15 protein-coding genes, 1 pseudogene and 1 riboswitch are annotated in these 20935 nt (G+C 75.0%); of the genes and pseudogenes, 9 read left to right on the forward strand and 7 right to left on the reverse strand.

From position 1 onward, the window contains the following. The first annotated feature begins 265 nt into the window (after positions 1 to 265). Positions 266 to 1651, forward strand: coding sequence for a GH1 family beta-glucosidase (locus KJS59_RS07860; RefSeq protein WP_213451665.1), 1386 nt, complete (start codon positions 266 to 268; stop codon positions 1649 to 1651). A gap of 61 nt (positions 1652 to 1712) precedes the next feature. On the opposite strand, the gene KJS59_RS07865 is transcribed toward KJS59_RS07860, so the two are convergent. Together KJS59_RS07865 and KJS59_RS07870 are read right to left on the reverse strand one after the other, a co-directional pair. Beyond that, positions 1713 to 1973 (reverse strand): PspC domain-containing protein, encoded by a 261-nt coding sequence (locus KJS59_RS07865; protein ID WP_213451666.1) that lies wholly within the window; start codon positions 1971 to 1973, stop codon positions 1713 to 1715. After that, positions 1970 to 3244, reverse strand: coding sequence for a glycosyltransferase family 9 protein (locus tag KJS59_RS07870; RefSeq protein WP_213451667.1), 1275 nt, complete (start codon positions 3242 to 3244; stop codon positions 1970 to 1972). The genes KJS59_RS07865 and KJS59_RS07870 overlap by 4 nt, the downstream gene beginning before the upstream one ends. Positions 3245 to 3315: 71 nt before the next feature. Here KJS59_RS07870 and KJS59_RS07875 point away from each other — a divergent pair, with 71 nt between their 5' ends. Together KJS59_RS07875 and KJS59_RS30990 are read left to right on the forward strand one after the other, a co-directional pair. Next, positions 3316 to 4494, forward strand: a complete 1179-nt coding sequence (locus KJS59_RS07875; protein WP_213451668.1) for a glycosyltransferase — start codon at positions 3316 to 3318, stop codon at positions 4492 to 4494. Positions 4495 to 4729: 235 nt separating this feature from the next. Further along, positions 4730 to 5467 (forward strand): annotated as a pseudogene (locus KJS59_RS30990) (glycosyltransferase family 9 protein); the annotation flags it as partial. A 277-nt stretch (positions 5468 to 5744) separates the two neighbouring features. Here the strand turns inward: KJS59_RS30990 and KJS59_RS30995 are convergent. Further along, the gene (locus KJS59_RS30995; RefSeq protein WP_249713960.1) at positions 5745 to 6467 is read right to left on the reverse strand and encodes a C39 family peptidase; all 723 of its coding nucleotides are present in this window, start codon (positions 6465 to 6467) and stop codon (positions 5745 to 5747) included. 5 nt (positions 6468 to 6472) lie between these two features. Continuing rightward, positions 6473 to 6610, reverse strand: a riboswitch (cyclic di-AMP (ydaO/yuaA leader). A gap of 205 nt (positions 6611 to 6815) precedes the next feature. On the opposite strand from KJS59_RS30995, the gene KJS59_RS07885 reads away from it, so the two are divergent. Next, complete coding sequence (locus tag KJS59_RS07885) at positions 6816 to 7352, forward strand: DinB family protein (RefSeq protein WP_213451670.1); 537 nt, start codon at positions 6816 to 6818, stop codon at positions 7350 to 7352. Here KJS59_RS07885 and KJS59_RS07890 read toward each other — a convergent pair. The 4 genes from KJS59_RS07890 to pepN all read right to left on the reverse strand — a co-directional run bounded on the left by KJS59_RS07890 (position 7327) and on the right by pepN (position 12938). Continuing rightward, on the reverse strand, positions 7327 to 8061 hold the full coding sequence (locus KJS59_RS07890; protein ID WP_213451671.1) for a YqeB family protein: 735 nt from the start codon (positions 8059 to 8061) through the stop codon (positions 7327 to 7329). The genes KJS59_RS07885 and KJS59_RS07890 overlap by 26 nt on opposite strands. 106 nt (positions 8062 to 8167) lie before the next feature. Then, positions 8168 to 9034: a universal stress protein gene (locus KJS59_RS07895; protein ID WP_213451672.1), complete on the reverse strand. Its 867-nt coding sequence runs from the start codon at positions 9032 to 9034 to the stop codon at positions 8168 to 8170. Continuing rightward, on the reverse strand, positions 9031 to 10305 hold the full coding sequence (locus KJS59_RS07900) for a L,D-transpeptidase (protein ID WP_213451673.1): 1275 nt from the start codon (positions 10303 to 10305) through the stop codon (positions 9031 to 9033). The genes KJS59_RS07895 and KJS59_RS07900 overlap by 4 nt, the downstream gene beginning before the upstream one ends. 80 nt (positions 10306 to 10385) lie before the next feature. Then, positions 10386 to 12938 carry an aminopeptidase N gene (gene pepN / locus KJS59_RS07905; protein ID WP_213451674.1) on the reverse strand — a complete coding sequence of 851 codons (2553 nt, stop codon included), beginning with the start codon at positions 12936 to 12938 and terminating at the stop codon, positions 10386 to 10388. Positions 12939 to 13044: 106 nt separating this feature from the next. Between pepN and KJS59_RS07910 the strand changes: the two genes are divergently transcribed. The 5 genes from KJS59_RS07910 (at position 13045) to KJS59_RS07935 (ending at position 20924) form a co-directional block, all read left to right on the forward strand. After that, on the forward strand, positions 13045 to 14259 hold the full coding sequence (locus KJS59_RS07910) for an MFS transporter (RefSeq protein WP_249713961.1): 1215 nt from the start codon (positions 13045 to 13047) through the stop codon (positions 14257 to 14259). Positions 14260 to 14520: 261 nt separating this feature from the next. Continuing rightward, positions 14521 to 15021, forward strand: a complete 501-nt coding sequence (locus tag KJS59_RS07920) for a hypothetical protein (protein ID WP_249713962.1) — start codon at positions 14521 to 14523, stop codon at positions 15019 to 15021. A 247-nt stretch (positions 15022 to 15268) separates the two neighbouring features. Next, on the forward strand, positions 15269 to 16063 hold the full coding sequence (locus KJS59_RS07925) for an SAM-dependent chlorinase/fluorinase (RefSeq protein ID WP_213451678.1): 795 nt from the start codon (positions 15269 to 15271) through the stop codon (positions 16061 to 16063). Positions 16064 to 16243: 180 nt separating this feature from the next. Beyond that, the gene (locus tag KJS59_RS07930) at positions 16244 to 18007 is read left to right on the forward strand and encodes a thiamine pyrophosphate-dependent enzyme (protein ID WP_213451679.1); all 1764 of its coding nucleotides are present in this window, start codon (positions 16244 to 16246) and stop codon (positions 18005 to 18007) included. A gap of 1 nt (position 18008) precedes the next feature. Continuing rightward, the gene (locus KJS59_RS07935) at positions 18009 to 20924 is read left to right on the forward strand and encodes an FAD-binding and (Fe-S)-binding domain-containing protein (protein WP_213451680.1); all 2916 of its coding nucleotides are present in this window, start codon (positions 18009 to 18011) and stop codon (positions 20922 to 20924) included. Positions 20925 to 20935 lie beyond the last annotated feature (11 nt).

Here is a 20935-nt window from a genome sequence, read left to right on the forward strand (position 1 = left end):
CGCCGCGGTTTCCGTGGTGTCAAGAAGTTCGATCCATTGCCATGCCGTGCCAAGCGTGCGAAAGCGCCCTTGACAGCGCGGGCGGGGGCGGCGAGGCTGGGTGCGGATTGGAGAGCGCTCTCCAATTGGGGCGGCGGCCCCGGCCTCGCCGGGGCCGCCGCCCGCCCGCCTCCCGATCCTGGCTCCGGGCGGCATCGCACGAGCGCGGTCAGTGCGGCCGGTGAGGCCGTGCGGCGCGACGGCACGCGAGAGAGGTGGCGATCGGATGAGCGCACTGGCGGTGTCGCGTGTGGCGCCGGCCCCGGGCCCGCAGCGGTTCCGGCCGGACTTCTGGTGGGGCGCGGCGACATCCGCCTACCAGATCGAGGGCGGCGTGGCCGAGGACGGCCGCGCACCGTCCATCTGGGACACCTTCTCGACGGGACCGGGCCGGGTCGACGGCGGCGACACCGGCCGGCGGGCCGCGGACCACCGGCGCCGCTACCGCGAGGACGTCGCGTTGATGGCCGACCTGGGCCTGACCGCCTACCGCTTCTCCGTCTCCTGGCCGCGGGTGCTGGGCACCGGCCTCGACTTCTACGACCGGCTGGTCGACGAACTGCTCGGCGCCGGGATCGCGCCGGTGGCAACCCTGTACCACTGGGACCTACCGCAGACGATCGAGGACGCCGGTGGCTGGCCCGCCCGCGACACGTCCCACCGCTTCGCCCAGTACGCCGCCACGGTGGCCGAGCGCCTGGGCGACCGCGTGCGGCTGTGGCACACGCTCAACGAGCCGTGGTGCGCGGCGTTTCTCGGGTACGGGTCGGGGGCGCACGCACCCGGTCGCCGGGACCACGCCGCCGCGCTGGCCGCCGCGCACCACCTGCTGCTGGCGCACGGGCTCGCGGCGGACGCGCTCCGGGCCGCCGCGCCCGGGGCGCCGGTGTCGCTCGCGCTGAATCTGGGCGTCGTGCGCCCGCTCACCCCCGCGCCGGCCGATGTGGACGCCGCCCGCCGGATCGACGGCCTGCTCAACCGCCTGTTCCTGGACCCGCTGTTCCGGGGCGGCTACCCGGCCGACGTGCTGGCGGACACCGCCCGCGTCAGCGACTGGTCGTTCGTGCGCGACGGGGACCTGGCCGCCATCGCCACGCCGGTCGACGCCCTCGGCGTGAACTACTACCAGCCCGACCTGGTCGCCGGGAACCGCCCCGAGCCGGACCCCACCACGCCGTACCCGGCCGCGAGCGACATCACCTTCCACCGCACACCCGGTCCGGTGACCGGCATGGGATGGTCGATCGATCCCGCGGGGTTGCGGGAGATCCTGCTGCGGATCCGGGACGAGTACCGCGACCTGCCCGTGCACGTGGCCGAGAACGGCGCCGCCTACCCGGACCGGGTGGACCCGGACGGGCGGGTACGGGACCAGGAGCGGATCGGGTACCTGCGCACCCATCTCGCCGCCGCGCACGAGGCGTACACGGCCGGCGTCGACCTGCGCGGATACTTCGTCTGGTCGTTGCTGGACAACTTCGAATGGGCCTACGGGTACGGCAAGCGCTTCGGACTCGTGCACGTCGACTACGCGACCCAGGTGCGCACGCCGAAGGACAGCGCGCTCTGGTACAGGGGCGTCATCCGGGCGGGTGGGCTCCCGACCGGGTGACCCCGGCGCTGGCCGGCACAGCCGGAAACGGCCCGCCCCGGGAAAGGGTCGGGCCGCTCGGTCAGGCGGACGTGCCGGACGTCGGTGGGGCCGGGTAGGTGTACGCGACCGGCCGCTCGGCGGGCATCAGGATCCACAGGATCGGGTAGATGATGATCTGGCTGCCCGGAATCACCATCAGGATCAGCAGGAACAGCAGCCGGGCCGGCCACGGGTCGATACCGAAGCGGCGGCCCAGTCCGGCGACGACGCCGCCGAGCAGGCGGCCCTCGGTCGGCCGGACCAGGCCCTGGTCGCGGAAGGTGCGGTGCACGTCGTTCATGGCTGGGCTTTCCTTCCCGATGGCGGTCGCGCGGGCGGTCGTGCCCGTCGATAACCAGTGTCCGCCAGGGTGGCGCCGAGAACATCGGGGACGGACCCCGGCCCTACCCTGACCCGCCGGGACGCCTTCGACCCCGAGATCGGCCCCGGGACCGCCCCCGACACCCCGGGGTGGCGCCGGCCGGTGGCGACCCGGGCGGCCTGCGCGGCGACCCGCTCCGGCGGCACCGCCAGGCAGTCCTGGGCGTACGGGCAGGCGAACTGGCGGCACGGCGCGCAGCCGGTGGGGATCGTCAGCACCGTGGCGGCGGTGCCCCGGGGCCGGTACTGCTCGACCTCCTCGGTGCCGGCGAACAGCACCACGACCGGCGTGTCGACGGCGTCCGCGAGGTGCGCGCCGCCGCTGTTGTTGCAGATCACGACCGCGGCACCGGCGATCGCCGCGGCCAGCGCCGGCACGTCCAGGTCGCCGGCGACCGCGACCGCGCCGGCCGGCTTCGCGACCCGGTTCACCAGCCCGGCCTCCCGGGCGGTGCCCGCCACCACGACCGGCAGCCCCGGCCCGCGGGCCGGGGCCGCCAGCAGGGCGGCCACCTCCGCGTACCGGTCGGGCGGGTAGCTGCGGGCGGGGCAGGAGGCGCCGGGCAGGATCAGCGCGTACGGGCGGGCGGGGTCCGCGCCGCGCGCCCGCAGGGCGCGGCCGGCCGCGGCGGTGGCGCCGGCGGGGATGCTCAGGCGCAGGTGCCGACCGGTGGCCGGGGCGCCCACCCGCTCCAGCAGGTACAGGTTGCGGTCGACCTGGTGCAGCGGGTCGGGCGGGGCGGGCACCCAGTGGGTCAGCCCGGCACCGCCGAACTCCTTCGAGGTACCCACCCGGATCGGTACGCCCGCCTCGCGGCACAGGTAGCCGGCGGGCCACGGCGTCTGGGAGAACGAGGTGAGCACCACCGCCGCGTCGTAGGCGCCGGCGGCGATCCGCTCGGCGAGCCGGCGGTCGTCGGCCGGGGGTCCGGTGACCGGTCCGGTCTGCTGCCACGACACCGATGCGGCGATGACCCCGTCCACCTCGGGCAGCAGCTGCGCCGCGGGGGCGCCGGCGGGCGCGGCGAGCAGGTCCAGCCGGGCGGACGGCGCGGCCCGGCGCAGGGCGCGCAGCGCGGGACCGGCCAGCACCACGTCGCCCAGGTTGTCGGTGCGGATCAGCAGGATCGCCCGCAGGTCCCGCCAGCGGATCGGCGGCGAGGCGAGCGCGGCGGGGTGTTCGAGCGTCACGCGGGGGCGGCTACCCCACCCGCCCGGCTGACTAACGGTTTGCCCGGCCGGCCGGCGGGAACGCGGTTGCGGTGAGGCAGCTGCGGGTCGCCATGGTGCACGGTGCGGCCGACCCCACCCGGGACGGCGTCGCGGACTACCTGTACCGGCTCGTCGGCGCGCTGTCGGCGGTGCGGGTCGAGGTGGCGCCGGTGATGGTCTGCCCGCGGGCCGGCGCCGGCGACCGCTTCGAGGCGGCCGACTGGTGGCGGGCGGCGTGGCGGGCGGCCGCCGGGGTGCGGATGTTGCGCCCGGACCTGGTCCATGTCCAGTTCGCCCCGTCGGCGTACCGGTTCACCGGCGCGGCGGGGCTGCTCCCGCTGCTGGTCGGCCGGGGCGTGCCGCTGGTGACCACGCTGCACGAGTACGGGCGGCCGGGCGGCCCCCGGTGGTGGGAGCGGGCCAGCGGCTGGGACCGGGACAGCGGCCGGCTGGTGCGCGACAGCCGCGCCGTGGTGGTGACGAACGCCGGGCACGCCGCCGAACTGCGCGAGCGCACGGGCCGGGCGCCGGTGCTGGTCCCCATCGCGCCGAACGTCTCCGACGCCGGGGCCACCGACCGCGCGGCGGCCCTGCGCGCCCGCTGGGGCGTGCCGCCGGACGCCCGGCTCATCGCCTTCTTCGGCTTCGTGCACCCGGTCAAGGGGCTGCGCTACCTGCTGGCCGCCCTGCCCGAGCTGCGCCGGCGACACCCCACCCTGCACACGCTGGTGATCGGCGGCTTCACCTCGCAGGCGCTGCCGCGGGAGCAGGCCGAGGCGTACCGGGCCGACCTGGCCGCGCTGGCCGTGCGGCAGGGGGTGGCCGATGCGATCACGTTCACCGGGTACCTGCCGGCGGCGGACGTGTCGGCGGCGCTGCACGCGTGCGAGGCGGCGGTGCTGCCATTCGGTGAGGGCGTCACGACGAAGAGCGGGGCGCTGCTGACCACGCTCGCGCACCGGCTGCCGACCGCGGTCACCGTGCCGTACCGCCCCGACCCGGACCTGGTCGACGGCGCGACCGTGGCGGTCATCCCGCGACGCCGGGACGTGGCCGCGGTCACCGCCGCGGTCGACCGGTTGCTGCGGGACGGGAATCTGCGCCGCCGGCTCGCCGACGGCGGCGCGCGACTGGTCGCCGGGCGCCGCTGGTGCGACGTGGCGACCGCCCACCGCGACCTGTACGACATGCTGCTGGACCTGGAGCCGGCCCGTGACGCCGCCGGCTGAGTCGCTGATCGGGAAGGGTTCGGTCATTGATCCGCCGCCCGAACCACCCCTCGTCGAGCCGCCGCCCGAGCCGCCGGTGGTGGAACCGCCGCCGCAGCCGCCGGTGGTGGAGCCGCCCCCCGAACCGCCGGTGGTGGAGCCGCCCCCCGAACCGCCCGTCGTGGAGCCGCCTGGCGAGTCGCCGGTGACCGACGTCCTGGTCGTGGACCTGCTCGGCGGCATCGGCGACCTGGTGATGGCGCTGCCGGTCATCCACGGCCTGGCGCAGCGGTACCCGGCCGCGCGGCTGCGGGTGGTCACCCACGAGCCCGGGGCCGCGCTGCTGCGCGGCGACCCCGCGGTGGCCGAGGTCCGCACGCCCCGGCACGGCGGCCCGGGCGCGGAGCGCGCCGCCGTGGCCGAGGCCGTCGCCCGCCGCCGGCCCGATCTGGCGGTCACCACCACCCGGTACGACGGGATTCCGGCGCTGCTGACGGCGACCGGGGCCCGGTGCGTCACCGACCTGTGGCGGAACCCGCCGCCGGACGAGCGGGTGGGGGAGCGGTACCTGCGGATCCTGCGCGCCGAGGGGCTCGGGGTGGTGCCCCGCGCGCCGCGGATCCGGTTGAGCGAGCGGGAGTTGCGGCGCGGCGAGCGGGCGCTGCCGGGCGGGCGCCGGCCGCCGCCGGTCGTGCTGGTCGTGGGCGCCGGCATGGCGGTCAAGCGGTGGCCGACGCGGCGCTGGCGGGACCTGTCCGCCTCGCTGCGCCGCACCGGCCACCCGGTGCTGACCGTCGCCCCGCCCGGTGCCGGCGCCGTCCGGGGCGGCCGTCTCGGCGGCGACCTGCGGGACCTGGCGGCGGCGTTCGCGGCCGTGGCCCGGCGGGGCGGCGTCGTGGTCGGTGCGGACACCGGCCCGCTGCGGATCGCCGCCGCCGTCGGCGCCGCGACCGTGGGCCTGTTCGGCCCCACCGACGCCCGGCGCTACGGGCTGACGACCCCCAGATCCGATGTGGACAGACCAGCGTCCGGTGTGGACATCCAGGGGATGCCGGGGTGCCCGCACCGCCGCCCGACCGCCATCACCGAACAGCCGTGCTGGTGGACGGCGAAGTGCCCGGTCGTCCGGGCGGCGGTACGGGCGGCGAGGCCGGCCTGCATGGCCGACATCGGGGTGCCGGCCGTGCTGGCCGCGGTGCGCTCCGCCCTACGGTCCACCCGCCGGCCGGTCTCCCGGTCGGCTCCGCGGGTCAGTGGGCCAAGGCGCCGGTTCAGAGGGCGGAGTAGCCGCGGGTCTGCGTCCACTGCGCCGCGGCGCTGTAGTCCATCCAGTAGCTGGCCTGGCCGTTCACGTACGCCGGATCGGCGATCCTCACCTGGTTGCCGTTGTCGCGGTAGCCCACGATCGTGAGGTAGTGCCCGCCCGGGTAGTCGTGCACGACGCCATCCACATCGGAGGCCGCGCCCGCGATGTTCGCCACCACCGGGAACCCGGAGGTGATCGACTGCACCACGTCGTCGCGCATCCGCTCCGTGTCGGACTGGCTGGCCCGCGGCCCGATGTGCCGGCTGCCGTACCGGTCGGTGCCGTACATGTTCAGCACCCGGGTCACGTCGTCGATCGAGTCGGTGCCGTTGACCGTGGTGCCCAGCCGGCCGGCCACGGTCTCCTGGTCCGGGAAGTACCCGCGGGACGAGACGGCGATCCGGGTGGCGCCCGGCCCGCAGTACCAGCCGTTGATCTGGGCCTGGTAGTCGTACTTCAGCTGCTTGGCCACCGGCGCCGGGCGCTGCGCCCGCTCCGCCGGCCGCTCGATCCGGTCGAGGGTCATCGCCGCGATCGAGGTGTCCCCGCCCACCGGCGGGGCGGTCTGCCCGCGGGTCACGTCGGCGATGGCGCCGAGCGAGAAGACGGACAGCAGGCCGGCGGCGGTGGCCGCCACCTTCAGCCGGTTGCCCTCCAGGGCGTCCCGGAGCGTGCGAATAGCGTTCACCGAGGAACTCCTTCCACGACGCCTACCGGGTTAGCTGACGGGTTCGGGCGGGAAAGAGCGCCCTACCGCGTGCGATACGCGGATTCACCCCAGGAACCTGGGTCCCCGGCTCGCGCGGGTGCGCGACTCGGCGGTGCCCCGCGCCGTCGGTTTGACGGCCAGCGGACGAGGCACGGGTCGAGGGTACTGGCCGGTCACCCGGTAGCAAGGCGGCCGCCGACCCGCCGGCCACCGCTTCCACCTCCCGCGGCACAGGCGTCACGCCAGCGGTCCCGAGTAACACCGAGGGTGGTAATCCGCCCGGATAATTTCTTCGGCCCGTCGTACCCCGGCCGTAGCATCCGCCCCATGCCGAACAGTGGACCCGCGGTGCAGGAGCCGCCCCGCACCCTGGCCGACCCCGCCGACCTGCTGGCGGGGTACCTCGACTTCTACCGGGCCGCGGTGCTGCGCAAGCTCTCGGGGCTGACCGAGCAGCAGGCGCGGCGCAGCGTGGTCCCGTCCGGCTGGTCACCGCTGGAGCTGGTGGTGCACCTGATGTGGGTGGAGCGGCGGTGGCTGTGCTGGGGCTTCCTGGCGGAGCCGACGCCCGAGCCCTGGGGCGACAACGGCCCCGGCGCCGGGCCGCACGGGCGCTGGCAGGTCCCTGCGGAGGTGACGATGGCGCAGGCGCTGGAGCGCTTCACCGAGCAGTGCGAGCGGTCCCGGCAGATCGTGGCGGGGGTGCCGCTGGCGCGCCGGGCCGCGCTGGGCGGCCGGTTCCCCACCCCGGAGAAGGCACCCACGCTCGGCTGGATCCTGTTCCACGTGCTCCAGGAGTACGCCCGCCACGCCGGGCACCTGGACGTGGCCCGGGAAATCATGGACGGGACGACGGGCGAGTAGCCGGCGGTTCGGCTCGCGGTTCCGCGGGCCCGGTGAGCCGCCAGTACTGCCGCCGGTTCGCGTCCCGGACCACCACGCCGAGCCGGGCCAGCTCGCCGCGCAGCTCCGCCACGTCCGCGCTTTCGCCGGCCCGCTGGGCGCGCTCCCGGGCGCTGAACAGGGCGTCGGCGCCGACGGGCAGGGCCGGCTCGCCGGGCACCCAGCGCCGGTACGCGTCGGCGAACGGGTCGCCGTCCGGGCGCCACGGGTAGCCCCGCGCGGTGAACGCGGCGGCCAGCGGCCCGGCGTCCAGGTCACACGCCTCGCGGGTCAGCTCGGCGCCGTCCGGACCGAGCAGCACGAGATCCTTGCCGTCCAGAAACGCGGCCGCGACGGCGCGGCGGGCGCGGCTGTTCGGCTCGCCGCCCGGCCGGCTCGTGGCCACCACGTCCCAGTCCACGGCGACGGTCAGGCTGTCCCGGTGCGCGGCGTACGAGAGGGCGAGCCCGGCGACGCCGCCGAGGGCCAGCGCGCCGAGCGTGGCGGCCGGCTCCGGCACCGCGTGGATCAGCCGGAACACCAGCCGCAGTGGCAGCCAGCGCAGGTCCAGCAGCCAACCGGCGGCGCGGACGAGCAGCCAACCGGCCGCGGCGCCGGCGGCCGGCGGGACGGTCCAGACCAGCGAGGTGACCCACCGGGGCCGGCTGACGACGATGCGAGGGGCGTCCACGGTGACGAGTGTCCCGGGGCGATCGCGCCCGGTGACACCCGTCTTAAGTCAACACCTCGCGCCGAAGGTCGACGCCCCCGGCACCGGGGATTGCCGCGCGGCCGGTTCAGGTGCCGCGGACCACCGCGACCGGACAGGAGGCGTGGTTCATCAGCGCGCGGCTGACCGAGCCGAGCAGCAGCCCGGCGAAGCCGCCGTGGCCGCGCGAGCCGACCACCACCAGCCGCGCCCGCTCGGCCGCGTCGAGCATCGCGTTGACCGGGCGGTCGTAGACGAAGCTCTCCTCGACCTCCACGTCCGGGTACCGGGCGCGGGGCCCGGCCAGCCGCTCGTGCAGCGCCTTGCGCACCGACTCGGTCAGTCGGTCGGGGTCGGTCAGCGGCGGCGGGACCCCGTCGCCCGGGGGCGGCGCCCACGCGGTGACCACCCGCAGCTTGACCCCGGCGGCGTCGGCCTGCGACAGCGCGAAGTCCAGCGCCAGCATCGAGCCGTCCGACCCGTCGACGCCGGCCACCACCGGCGCCTGCCGGTCCTCGCCGCGGACCACCACCACCGGGCTCGCGGCGTGGCTGGCCACCGCCGTGGTGGTCGAGCCGAGCAGGAAGTCCCGCACCCCGCCGTGCCCCCCGTCGCCCAGGACCAGCATGCGGGCCTCCGCCGACCGGTCGCGCAGCACCTCCGCCGCCTGCCCCGGGCACAGCTCGCCGGTGACCTCCACGTCCGGCCGGCGCGCCCCGGCGCTGACCACCGCGGCGTCCAGGCTGCGCTGCGCGCCGCGCCGGACCTCGCCGTCCGGCCAGCCGGCCGCGATCGGGACCAGCGGGTTGGCCACGCCGGGCCACTCCAGCGCCCGGGTCAGGCGGACCGGGGCCACCAGCAGAGCCGCCTCGTCCAGCGCCCAGTCCACAGCGCGGTGGGCACCGGCGGAGTCGTCGGTGCCCACCACGATTGGCCGGTCGTCGGTCGGGTTCATCGTCCGTTGTTCGCCGGGGTCGCCGGGACACCGGACCGCTCGGCCGCGGCCGGCGGCGGGGTGGTGGCCTTCGGCGGCGCCGGCTTGTGCACCGCCGCGAGTTCGGACGGTACCGGCAGGGCGCTGCCCTTCACGTACTCCGGCCAGCTGAGGTCCCAGGCGGTCCAGCCGTTGCCCTGGGTCAGCTTCGTGCCGGTGCCTTTGATCGTCACCTGGTCGCCGACGTGCGTGACCTTCATCAGGTAGTTGGCGTCCTCATCGGAGACGTTGGTGCAGCCGTGCGAGACGTTGTCGTAGCCCTGGTCGCCCGTCGACCACGGCGCCGCGTGGATGAACTCGCCGCCGTTGGTCAACCGCTGCGCGTCGTTCACCTGCACCACGTACCCGCCGTCGGGCTCACCGCGGGTGTCGAAGATGGTGCTGTTGAACTTCTCCATGATCACCATCTTGCCGCTGGACGTGGGCGTGCTCGACTTGCCCAGGCTGACCGGGATCTTCTTGAGCGTCTTGTCGTCCCGGGTCACGGTCATCTGGTGGGTCCTGTCGTCAATGGACAGGAAGACCGGGTGTTGGACCACCGAGGCGCTGGCCGTCCAGTCCTTGTCCCCGTACTGGCCGTTGCCCATCGGCAGGCCCGCCAGGCCGGCGCGCATGCTGATCTTCGTGCCCGGCTTCCAGTAGTCCTGCGCCCGGTAGTACACCTGCGAGCCGTCCGGCACCCACGACCAGACGCCCGGCTGGCTCGGCGTGGTGTCCACCCACAGCCGGTTCTGCACCGCCGCGCGCTGCGCCTTCGGCACCGGCGGATCGAACGACACCGCTACCGGCATGGCCACGCCGTACGCCTCGCCGGTACGCAGGTAGCTGAATGTCGTGGTGCTCTTGTCCGGCTTATTCATCGTCGTGAACTGGGTGGTTGCCGTCGAACTCTGACCGCTGTCGTTGCGCGCGGTCACCGTCGCCGAGTACCGCTGCTTGTACTTCAGCGGCTTGCTCGGCACCCACGCGGAGCCGTCCGGCCGCATCGTGCCGTCCAGCTTCGCGCCCGCCGCGTCGGTGACCGTCACCGCCGCGACCTTGCCGTGTGTCACCTTCGTGCCGATTTCTGCGCTGATGGGAACCTTCTGCCCTCCGGTGGCCGGGCTCACCGCGACGTCGGGAGCTGCCGGCTTCACCCCGGGCACCAAATCCTTGCCCGTACAGCCGGCGAGCGCCAACGGCGCCGCGATAACCGCCGCCAGGAGCGGTCCCGTGTGCTGCCTCAGTCCCATGTCTCCTGTCTAGCCCGGCACCGGAGGGACGCCCTCCCCGCGCGGGCCATTTCATCCCGTGCGGGTGACGGGCACGAGCGTCAACGCGTTGGATCGACCAGGGTGCCGGCCGCGTCGCGGGAGCGGGCGTGCAGCGCGCGGACCACGTCGTCCCGGTGTTCCAGCAGCAGGCGGCGCAGCGGGCCCGGCAGATCCCCGGCGAGCAGGTCGTCGGTGCGGTCGAGGGTGACCTGGCGGACCGCCCAGTCCGGGTAGGCGCCACCGGTGAAGCGCCGCGCCATGCCCACGGACCACCGCGCCCACACCCCGCCGACCGCCGTGAAGAACGCCTCCTCGTACGGCGCCAACAGGGCCTCGTGGTCCCGCTCGGCGAAGCCGTCCAGGGTGGCCCGCAGGGTGAAGTTGGTCAGACAGCCGCTGGTGGCGCGCTCCCAGGCCGCCGCCTTCGCCTCGGCGGTGGGGATCGCGGCGCGGCACGCGGCGGCGTTGTGCTCGCCGTCGGCGGTGCCGTCGCGGGCGAGTTCGGCGTCGATGTCGGCGGCGCCGGCGGCGCCCCGGGCGACCAGGCGGCGCAGCAGCGCCCAGCGCAGGTCGGCGTCCACGACGAGCCCGTCGAGGACGCGGGCCCCGCTCAGCAGGTCGCGGACCAGGGCCACCTGCCCGCCGGTGCGGGCCACCTGGGCGAGCGACTGCGCGTAGAGCAGTTGCCGGTCGCCGCCGGGCGCCGCGGCGAGCAGCAGGTCGACCAGGCCGTCCGCCAGCGCCACGAGGCCCGACTCCCGCCACCCCGGGTCGGCGTACCGGTACAGCGCGGTCCGCGCCTGGCCGAGGACGCTCTGCGCGACCGTGACCTCCGCGATCGCCCCCGCACCGGCGAGCACCATCGCGAGGAAATCCCGGGCGGGAAGCTCACCATCCCGGGTCAGGTGCCAGGCCGCGGACCAGGCGAGGGCGCGCGGCATCGGCTCCACGATGTCCCCAATGGACGATCGTAGGGTCGCCAGCGACCGGGCGTCCGGCCGAACCTTCGCGTACGTGAGGTCGTCGTCGTTGACCAGCACGAGGTCGGGGCGGGCGTGCCCGGCCAGCGACGGCACCTCGGTGCGCGCGCCGGTCACGTCGACCTCCACCCGGTGCCGGCGCACCAGGCCGGTGGGGCCGTGGTCGTACAGACCCACCGCCACCCGGTGCGACCGCGGCGGCGCCGACTCCTGCAGCACCGCGAACGCCGCGATGCGACCCGCCGGATCCACGTCGTACGCCGGGCGGAGCGTGTTCAGGCCGGCCGTCTCCAGCCACTCCCGCGACCACGCGGACAGGTCCCGCCCGGACGCGCGAGCGAGCGCCTCAAGCAGGTCGTCGCGGGTGGTGTTGCCCCAGGCGTGCCGGCGGAAGTAGTCGGCCACCCCGGCCAGGAACGCGTCCCGGCCCACCCAGGCGGCCAGCGCCTTGAGCACCGAGGCGCCCTTCATGTACGTGATGGCGTCGAAGTTCACCTCCATCGCGGCCACGTCCGGGATGTCCGCCGAGACCGGGTGGGTGGACGGCAACTGGTCCTCCCGGTAGGCGATCTCCTTGCGCATGCTGGCGAACGAGGTCCAGGCGCCGGTCCAGCGGGTGGTCTCGGTCTGCCCGAGCAGCCCCGCCCAGGTGGCGAACGACTCGTTCAGCCACGAGTCGTCCCACCAGCGCATGGTGACCAGGTCGCCGAACCACATGTGCGCCATCTCGTGCAGCAGCGTCTCCGCCCGCCGCTCGTGCAGCGTGTCGGTCACCCGGGACCGGAACACGTACTTCTCGTGTACGGTCACGCAGCCGGCGTTCTCCATCGCGCCGAGGTTGAACTCCGGGCAGAAGATCTGGTCGTACTTGCCGAACGGGTACGGCATGCCGAACGCGCGGGTGAAGAAGGCGAAGCCGCCGCGCGTGATGGCCAGCAACGCGTCCGGGTCCAGGTACGGGGCCAGGGACGCCCGGCACCACAGCCCGAGCGGGATCACCGTGCCGTCCCCGTCCCGGTACTCGTCGGTGACGACGTGGTATGGGCCGGCCACGACCGCGGTGGCGTAGGTGGGTAGCGGGGGCGTGGCCGGGAAGCGCCACACCCTCCGATCAGGTTCCCCGGCCGGCTCGGCCGCCGTGTTCGAGGCCACGGACCAGCCGGGCGGTGCGGAGACCATCAGCGTGAAGGGCGCCTTCAGGTCCGGCTGGTCGAAGCAGGCGTACACCCGCTGGGCGTCGGCGGTCGCGAACTGGCTGTAGAGGTAGACCCCGCCGTCGACCGGGTCAACGAAGCGGTGCAGCCCCTCGCCGCTGCGCGAGTACGCGCAGTCGGCCACCACCCGCACGTCGTTGTGCGCGGCCAGGTCGGGCAGGACGATCCGCCCCACCGCGGGGTCGTACCCGGAGGTGTCCAGCGGCTTGCCGTTGAGCGTCACCAGGCGCAGCCGGGCGCCGGTCAACTCGATGAACGTGCCGGTGCCCGGGGTCGCCCGGAACCGTAACCGGGTCGTCGAGCCGAACCACCGGTCCTCGCGCTCGGCGAGGCCGAGGTCCAGTTCGACGTCGTATCCCTCGACGGTCAACGCCGCCGCGCGCGCTGCCGCCTCGTCGCGGGTCAGGTTTCCGGCCACGAATCCCCCTCTATGCGGCCCTCCAACCTAGTTGGCCCGCGCCGCCTCGCGGGTGGGGGGTTGCCGATCCGCGGCGGTCGATGGTCCGATGGGGGCGTGGAGAGCCGTGCCTGACCGTGCGCGCGACCGGGCCGGCCCCTGGCGCGGGCGGCTGGCCGCCGCGGCGATGTTCCTGCTGTTCGGGACCGCGCTGGGCGCCTGGACCGCGCGCATCCCCGCGATCAAACAGCGGCTCGGCCTGACCGACGGCCAGCTCGGCGTCGGGCTGCTCGTGTTCGCCGCCGGCGCGATCACCGGCATGCAACTGGTCGGCCGGCTGGTGGACCGGTACGGCAGCGCCCGGGTACTGGTGCCCGCCGCCCTGGCCGAGGGCGCGGCGCTGATCCTGCCCGCGTTCGCGCCGACGCTCGCCGTGCTGGCCGGCGCGCTGTTCGCGTTCGGGGTGGTGCACGGCACCCTCAACATCGCGATGAACGCCAACGCGGTGGAGGTCGAGCGGGCCTGGGGCCGCCCCATCATGTCGTCGTTCCACGCCGTCTACAGCGTCGGCGGCTTCCTTGGCGCGGCCATCGGCGGGTTGTTCGCGCGGGCCGGGCTGGCGCCCGCCACCACATTCCTCAGCGTCGGGCTCGGTGCGGTGGCGCTCGCGGCGGCGGCTTCCCGGTGGGTCGTCGCCACGCCGGCGCCGGCGCCGGTGGCCGCCCCCGACCCGGCCGGCGCACCGGGCGGCGTGCTCCTGCTCGGCGTGCTGGCCTTCTGCTGCCTGGTCGGCGAGGGCGCGGCGGCCGACTGGTCCAGCGTCTACCTGCGCGACAAACTCGGCAGTTCCGCCGGGTTCGCCGCGGCGGCGTACGCCGCGTTCGCCGGGGCCATGACCGTGGGCCGGATCGCCGGCGACCGCCTCGCCGCCGCCCTCGGCCCGGTCCTGCTGGTCCGGCTGAGCGGGATGCTGGCCGCCGGCGGTCTGGGCGCCGCCCTCCTGGTGAACCACCCGGTCGCCGGCGTGGTCGGCTTCGGCTGCCTCGGCGCCGGGCTCGCCGGCATCGCCCCGCAGGTCTTCTCCGCGGCCGGCAACCGCGACCCGGCCCGCGCCGGCCGCGCCATCGCCCGGGTGGCCAGCATGGGGTACGCGGGCTTCCTGGTCGGGCCGGTCGTGATCGGCGGGCTGGCGGCGCTGTTCGGCCTCCCGCGCGCCCTCGCGCTGCCGGTGCTGCTGGCGCTGTTCGTCGTGCTCATGGCGGGGGTTCTCCGCCCGCCCCGGAGGCGCCCGGAACCGGTGCCCGGAGCCCCGTCGCCGGCCGTGGCCGTACCGCCCGCCTGAGGTCCGGCCGCCGGCGGAGTTTGACCTTAACCGATGGGAGGGGGAGCGGGTGGGAGGGCTGGCGGCAGGTCCCGGAGTCCGTGCAGGGCAACATGATCTACAAGGACCGGCGGTACGGGATCCCGCTGGGCACCGACGGGCGGGTGCTGTTCTACAACCGGAAGCTGTTCGAGCAGGCTGGCCTGCCGGCGGACTGGCAGCCCACGAGCTGGGCGGGACCTGATCCAGACCGGCCAGACGATCAAGGCGAAGCTGCCCGGGGTGACCCCGATCCAGCTCAGCGCGAGTACCGCGATGGGCGAGGCGACCGCGATGCAGGGCATCCTGCCGCTGCTGGCCGGTGTGGGCGAGCAGATCTGGGCGGATTGCGGCTGGCTGGGCGACTCGGCCGCGCTGCGTGACGCGCTCGGGCTGTACCGGCGGATCTGCGGCGGCGGCCTGGGCGACAAGGTGCTCCAGCAGGACGCCAAGGGCAGCGTGGTGGAGCCGAAGGAGGGCATCGCCAAGATGCCGGACCGGGACGCGGCCGTGGGGTACGCGCTGATCCCGGCGCAGCAGCCCGGCGCCGGCATCCGCGGGCAGGATTTCATGTCGACGTCCGGCGGCAGCGGCCGGGTCATCAACCCGGCGACGAAGTACCCACAGCAGACGTGGGAACTGCTCCAGTTCATGAACCAGGATGGCCCACGGGCCGACGACGAACTGTCCGCCCGTGACCAGCGCCCGGACCGCGCCGCCGCCTCGGGGCGCACCTTCAGGTAGTCGTCCACGGCGGCCATCTGCCCGTCCAGGGTGAAGCGGAACGAGGGATCCGCCTCGGCTCCCTCCAGAACGTCGTCCGGCAGGTCGACCAGGCGCAGCCGGAACCGCTGGAACGGCTCGTACCACTCCCGGTCCCAGCGCGTGTGCGGTACCAGATAGACGGTTGCCGAAGCGGTGTGATCAAACTACCGGCCCGTTCGCCGCCGTTCCAGCCTCCCGGCCCGCCCGCCGCTGCGATGATGGGCCGGTGCTGATCACCGTGGTCGCCGACTACGGCACCGGCGACCTGGCCTTCGCGGAGGTGCGGCAGCGCTTCGCGCGGCTGCTGCCCGGCGCCGATGTGACCGCCGTGCCGGTACCGCCGTTCGACACGGTCAGCGCCGGCTTCTGCGTCGCGCAACTGGCCTTCGGCGACGGGCCGGCGGACCGGGTCATCTACGCCAATGTCGCGCCCCGCGCGGACGCGGACGACCCCCGGGAGGACAACGCGGGGGAGCGGCTGGTCGCGGCGCGGCTGCCGTCCGGCGCGCTCGTCGCGGGCGTGGCCGCCGGCGCCAGCATGTCCTTCCTGGCGGACGCGGGGGTGCCGCTGCGCGCGGTGCGGGTGCCCGGGTCCGGTTCGCAGTTCCGGTCCCGCGACATCTTCCCGGACGCCGTGGCCGCGCTGGCGGGCGGCGACGGCGACCTGCTCGGCGAGCCGGTCGAAGTGGCCCCGCCGCCGCCCCGCACGGTGACCTATGTGGACGGTTACGGCAACCTGAAGACGAGCTGGTACGACTCGCCGGCCGCGACCGGCACCCGGGTCCGGGTACGCATCGGCGACGCCCGGGCGCGGGCCGTGGTCAGCGACGGCGTCTTCGCCGTGCCGCCCGGCGAGCTGGCGTTCGCCCCCGGCAGCTCCGGCTGGCCGGTCGGGACTGGCGACGGCGCCGCCTACCGCGCCTGCTACGAGCTGTTCGCCCGGGGCGCCCGGGCCGCCGACCTGTTCGGCAACCCACCCGCCGGCACCCCCGTCGAAGTAACCCCCACCACACCGCGGTAGCCACCCAGCCGGCCGTACTGGTACCGATCCGGCCAGAAAACAGGCCAGAAAACCCGCGTGTCTTACCAAGATCTCACCTCCGGGCGGCGGCGCCGCACAACACACCCCACCATCGACGCAATTGGCGGAGAGCGGGAGAGCGGGGATGTTTGCGCCGGCGCTGGCGGGTTAGAGCCACTCATGAGCGAGATCGCGTCCGAAGCGCTGATCGGGCGGCTGGCGGACTGGGGCGTGGATACCGTGTTCGGGCTGCCCGGCGACGGCATCAACGGGATCATGGAGGGCCTGCGCCGGCACGCGGACCGGGTGCGCTTCGTGCTGGTGCACCACGAGGAGTCGGCTGCCCTCATGGCCACCGCGTACGCCAAGGCGACCGGGCGGATCGGCGTGTGTCTGGCCACCTCGGGCCCCGGTGGCATCCACCTGGCCAACGGGCTCTACGACGCGAAGCTCGACCACGTGCCGGTGCTGGCGATCACCGGCATGCAGGAGACCCCCGTGCTGGGCAGCGGGTACCAGCAGGAGGTGCACCTGGACCGGCTGTACCAGGACGTGGCGGAGTACGACCAGGTGGTGATGAACCCGGCCCAGCTGCCCAGCCTGGTGGACCAGGCGATCCGGGCCGCGTACGCCCGGCGCGGGGTGGCGCACCTGACCGTGCCGAACGACGTGCAGGTGGCGCCGGCGCACACCGACCCGTACCGGTCGGTGGCGCCGGTCCGGCCGCCGGCCACCGCACCGGTGTACCTGGAGCCGGTGATCCGCCCCCGCGACGAGGATCTGCGCCGGGCGGCGGACGTGCTCAACGCCGGGCGCCGGGTGGGCATCCTCGCCGGCACGGGCGCCCGCGGCGCCGGCGACCTGGTGGAGCGGGCGGCGGAGACGCTGGGCGCCCCGGTGGTCAAGACGCTGCTGGGCAAGGCGGTGCTGCCGGACGACTCGCCGTACACCACCGGCGGGCTCGGGCTGCTGGGCACGGCGGCGAGCGAGGACCTGATGGACAACGTCGACACGCTGCTGCTGCTCGGCACGAACTTCCCGTACACGAAGTTCCTACCCCGGCCCGGCCGGGCCCGGGTGGTGCAGGTCGACATCGACCCGACCCGCTGCGGCGGGCGGATCGCGACGGAGGTACCGCTGGTCGGCGACGTGCGGGCCACCCTGGAGGCGCTGCTGCCGCTGCTGCACCGCAAGGACCGGGAGAACCTGGCCGCGTACCAGTCGAGGATGGCGGAGTGGCGGGAGCGGATGGCCACCCTGGAGAACCCCACCCGGGACCCGATCGCCCCGCAGTACCTGGCCCGGCAACTGGACATCCTCGCCGCCGACGACGCCGTCCTGACCTGCGACTCGGGGACCGTGGCCACGTGGGCCGCCCGGCACTGGCACATCCGCGGCGGCCGGGACTTCCACCTGTCCGGCACCCTCGCCACGATGGGGCCGGGGCTGCCGTACGCGGTCGCGATCCAGCACGCCCACCCGGGCCGGCAGGTGATCGCGTTCGTCGGCGACGGCGGCTTCGCGATGCTGATGGCCGAGTTCCACACCGCGGCCCGGTACCGGCTGCCGATCAAGGTGGTGATCGCGAACAACAACGCGCTGGGTCAGATCCTCTGGGAACAGATGGTCCTCGGGTACCCGGAGCACGGGGTGCGCTTCGGCGAACCGCCGGCCGACTACGCGGCGTGGGCGACGGCGTGCGGCGGGCGGGGCGCGCGGGTGGAGCGCCCGGCCGACCTGGCCTCGGCGCTGCGCGCCGCGTTCGCCCACGACGGGCCGGCCCTGGTCGACGTGGCGGTCGACCCGGACGAGCCGCCGATGCCGGGCCGGGTCTCCTACGACCAGGCGACCCGCTTCGCCCAGGCGTGGCTGCGCGGCCAGCCGCACAAGGGGGCGATGGCCACCACACTGGTCCGCGACCGGCTCCAGCAGATGCGGCTCTGACGTGGCGGGGCGGGGAACGGGACTGGCCGCGGCGCTCGCCCGCGAGGTGCGGGGTGAGGTCCGCTTCGACACCGGCAGCCGGGCGGCGTACTCCACGGACGCCTCCAACTACCGGCACCTGCCGATCGCGGTGGTCTGCCCGGCGGATGTGGCGGACGCGGTCGCGGCGGTGGCGGTGTGCGCGGCGCACGACGCGCCGGTCGTCTCCCGGGGCGGCGGGACCGCGCTGGCCGGGCAGAGCTGCAACGAGGCCGTGCTGCTGGACTGGTCCAAGTACGTCAACCGGGTCGAGTCGGTGGACGAGGCCACCCGCACCGCGGTCGTGCAGCCCGGCATCGTGCTGGACGATCTGAACGCGATCACCCGCCGGCACGGCGGGCTCATCTTCGGACCGAAGCCCGCCACGCACACCCACTGCACGATCGGCGGCATGATCGGCAACGACTCGTGCGGGTCCACCGCCCAGTGGTCGGGTCCGGTCTCGGCGAACGTCCGCCGGCTGGAGGTGCTCACCTACGACGGACTGCGGATGTGGGTGGGCCCCACCAGCGACGAGGAGTACGCGGCGATCCAGCGCGTCCCGGGCCGCCGGGCGGACATCTACCGGCGGCTGCGCGACCTGCGCGACCGGTACGCGGAGCAGATCGCCACCCGGTTCCCGGACATCCCGCGGCGCATCTCCGGCTACGACCTGACCTCGCTGACCGAGGAGCGCGGCTTCAACCTGGCCCGCGCGCTGGTCGGTACCGAGTCCACCTGCGTGACCGTGCTGCGCGCCGAACTGGCGCTGCGCCCCGAGCCGCCGTACCGGGCGGTGGTGCTGCTGGGCTACCCCGACCTCGGGTCGGCCGGCGACGCGGTGCCGGCGATCGTGCCGCACGGCCCGATCCAGCTCGAAGGGCTGGACGACAAGCTCGTCCGGTACGAGCGGGAGCAGGGCCGCAACCTCGCCGCGATGCCGCTGCTGCCGCCGGGGAACGCGTGGCTGATGGTCGAACTGGGCGGCGAGTCGGCGGACGAGGCCACCGACCGGGCCCGGGCGCTCGTCGCCGACCTGGACCACACGCAGGCCCGCCTGATCACCGACGGCGGGCAGCGGGCGCGGCTGCAACGCCTGCGCGAGGTGGCGCTGGCCAGCACTTCCCGCACACCCGGCGGTCCGGACACCTGGCCGGGATGGGAGGACTCCGCGGTCGCTCCCAACGAGGTGGGCGCCTACCTGCGCGAGCTGACCGGACTGCTGAACGAGTTCGGCTACGGCGACGCGAGCCTCTACGGCCACTTCGGCCAGGGCTGCGTGCACACCAGCATCCCGTTCGACCTGACCGACGCGGACGGGATCGCCGCGTACCGGCGGTTCGTGGAGCGCGCCGCCCGGCTCTGCGTGGCGCACCGCGGCTCGCTCTCCGGCGAGCACGGGGATGGGCAGTCCCGCGCCGCCCTGCTGTCGGTCATGTTCGGCCCGGAGATCGTCACCGCGTTCGAGGAGTTCAAGGCGGTGTTCGACCCGGCCGACCGGATGAATCCCGGCCGGATCGTGCACCCCCGCCCACTCGACGCGGACCTGCGCCTGGGCGCCGACTACGCCCCGGCCCAGCCGCCCACGCACTTCCGGTACTCCACCGATGGCGGCAGCTTCGCGCGGGCGGCGCTGCGCTGCGTCGGCGTGGGCGAGTGCCGGCGCACCGACCCGCGCGGCGAGGTGATGTGCCCGAGCTACCTCGTGACCCGCGAGGAGGAGCACTCCACCCGGGGCCGGGCGCGGTTGCTGTTCGAGATGGCCACCGGCGAGACCATTGAGGACGGCTGGCGCAGCCGGGCGGTGCACGACGCGCTGGACCTGTGCCTGATGTGCAAGGGATGTCGCAGCGACTGCCCGGTCGGCGTGGACATGGCGACGTACAAGGCGGAGTTCCTGTCCCACCACTACGCCGGCCGGGTCCGCCCGGTGGACCACTACTCGCTGGGCTGGCTGCCGGTCCTGGCCCGCGCGGCGGCGCTGGCCCCCGGCGTGGCAAACGCCGCAACCCGGATACCCGCGCTCAAGCGGCTGGCCGGCATCGACCCGAAGCGCACCGCGCCCCGATTCGCGCACGCCCGCATCGACCGGTGGCTGCGCCGCCGGCCCCCGCGCGGCTCCGGGCACCGCGGGCCGGTGCTGCTGTTCCCGGACACGTTCAGCACCGCGTTCGCCCCGGGCGTCGTCGCGTCGGCCGTCGGCGTCCTGGAGGCGGCCGGGTTCCGTGTGGTCGTGCCCCCCAGGGCCGTGTGCTGCGGACTCACCTGGATCTCGACCGGGCAGCTGGCCACCGCCAAGCGGGTGCTGCGCCGGACCGTGGACGCGCTGGCCCCCTTCACCCGGGCCGGCATGCCGGTGGTCGGCCTGGAACCGTCCTGCACCGCCACGCTCCGCTCGGACCTGCCCGAGCTGTTCGGCGACGACCAGGACGCCCGGCGGCTCACCAGGCACACCCGCACCCTGGCCGAGCTGCTGGTCGAACGGGCACCCGACTTCACCCCGCGGCTGCGGGAGCCGGTGGAGGCGGTGGTGCAGAAGCACTGCCACCATCACTCGGTGCTCGGCTTCGACTGCGACCAGCGGCTGATGGCCGCCGCCGGGGTGCGGGTCCGGGACCTGCCGGGCGGGTGCTGCGGGCTGGCCGGCAACTTCGGCATGGTCCCGGAGCACCGGGACGTCTCGATCGCCTGCGCGGAGCGGGAACTGCTGCCGGCGATCCACGCCGCCGGCCCGTCCGCCGTCGTGCTGGCCGACGGGTTCTCCTGCCGCCTCCAGATCGCCGACACCGGCACGGGGCGGCGCGGCGTCCACCTGGCCGAGCTGCTCAACGCCGCCGTGCGCGGCACCCCGCTCGGCGAGTACCCGGAGCGGACGCTCGGCCCGCGGCGCGAGGCGTGATTAGCCCGCCA

This window comes from Rhizomonospora bruguierae (assembly GCF_018397995.1).
Taxonomy (GTDB): Bacteria; Actinomycetota; Actinomycetes; order Mycobacteriales; family Micromonosporaceae; genus Rhizomonospora; species Rhizomonospora bruguierae.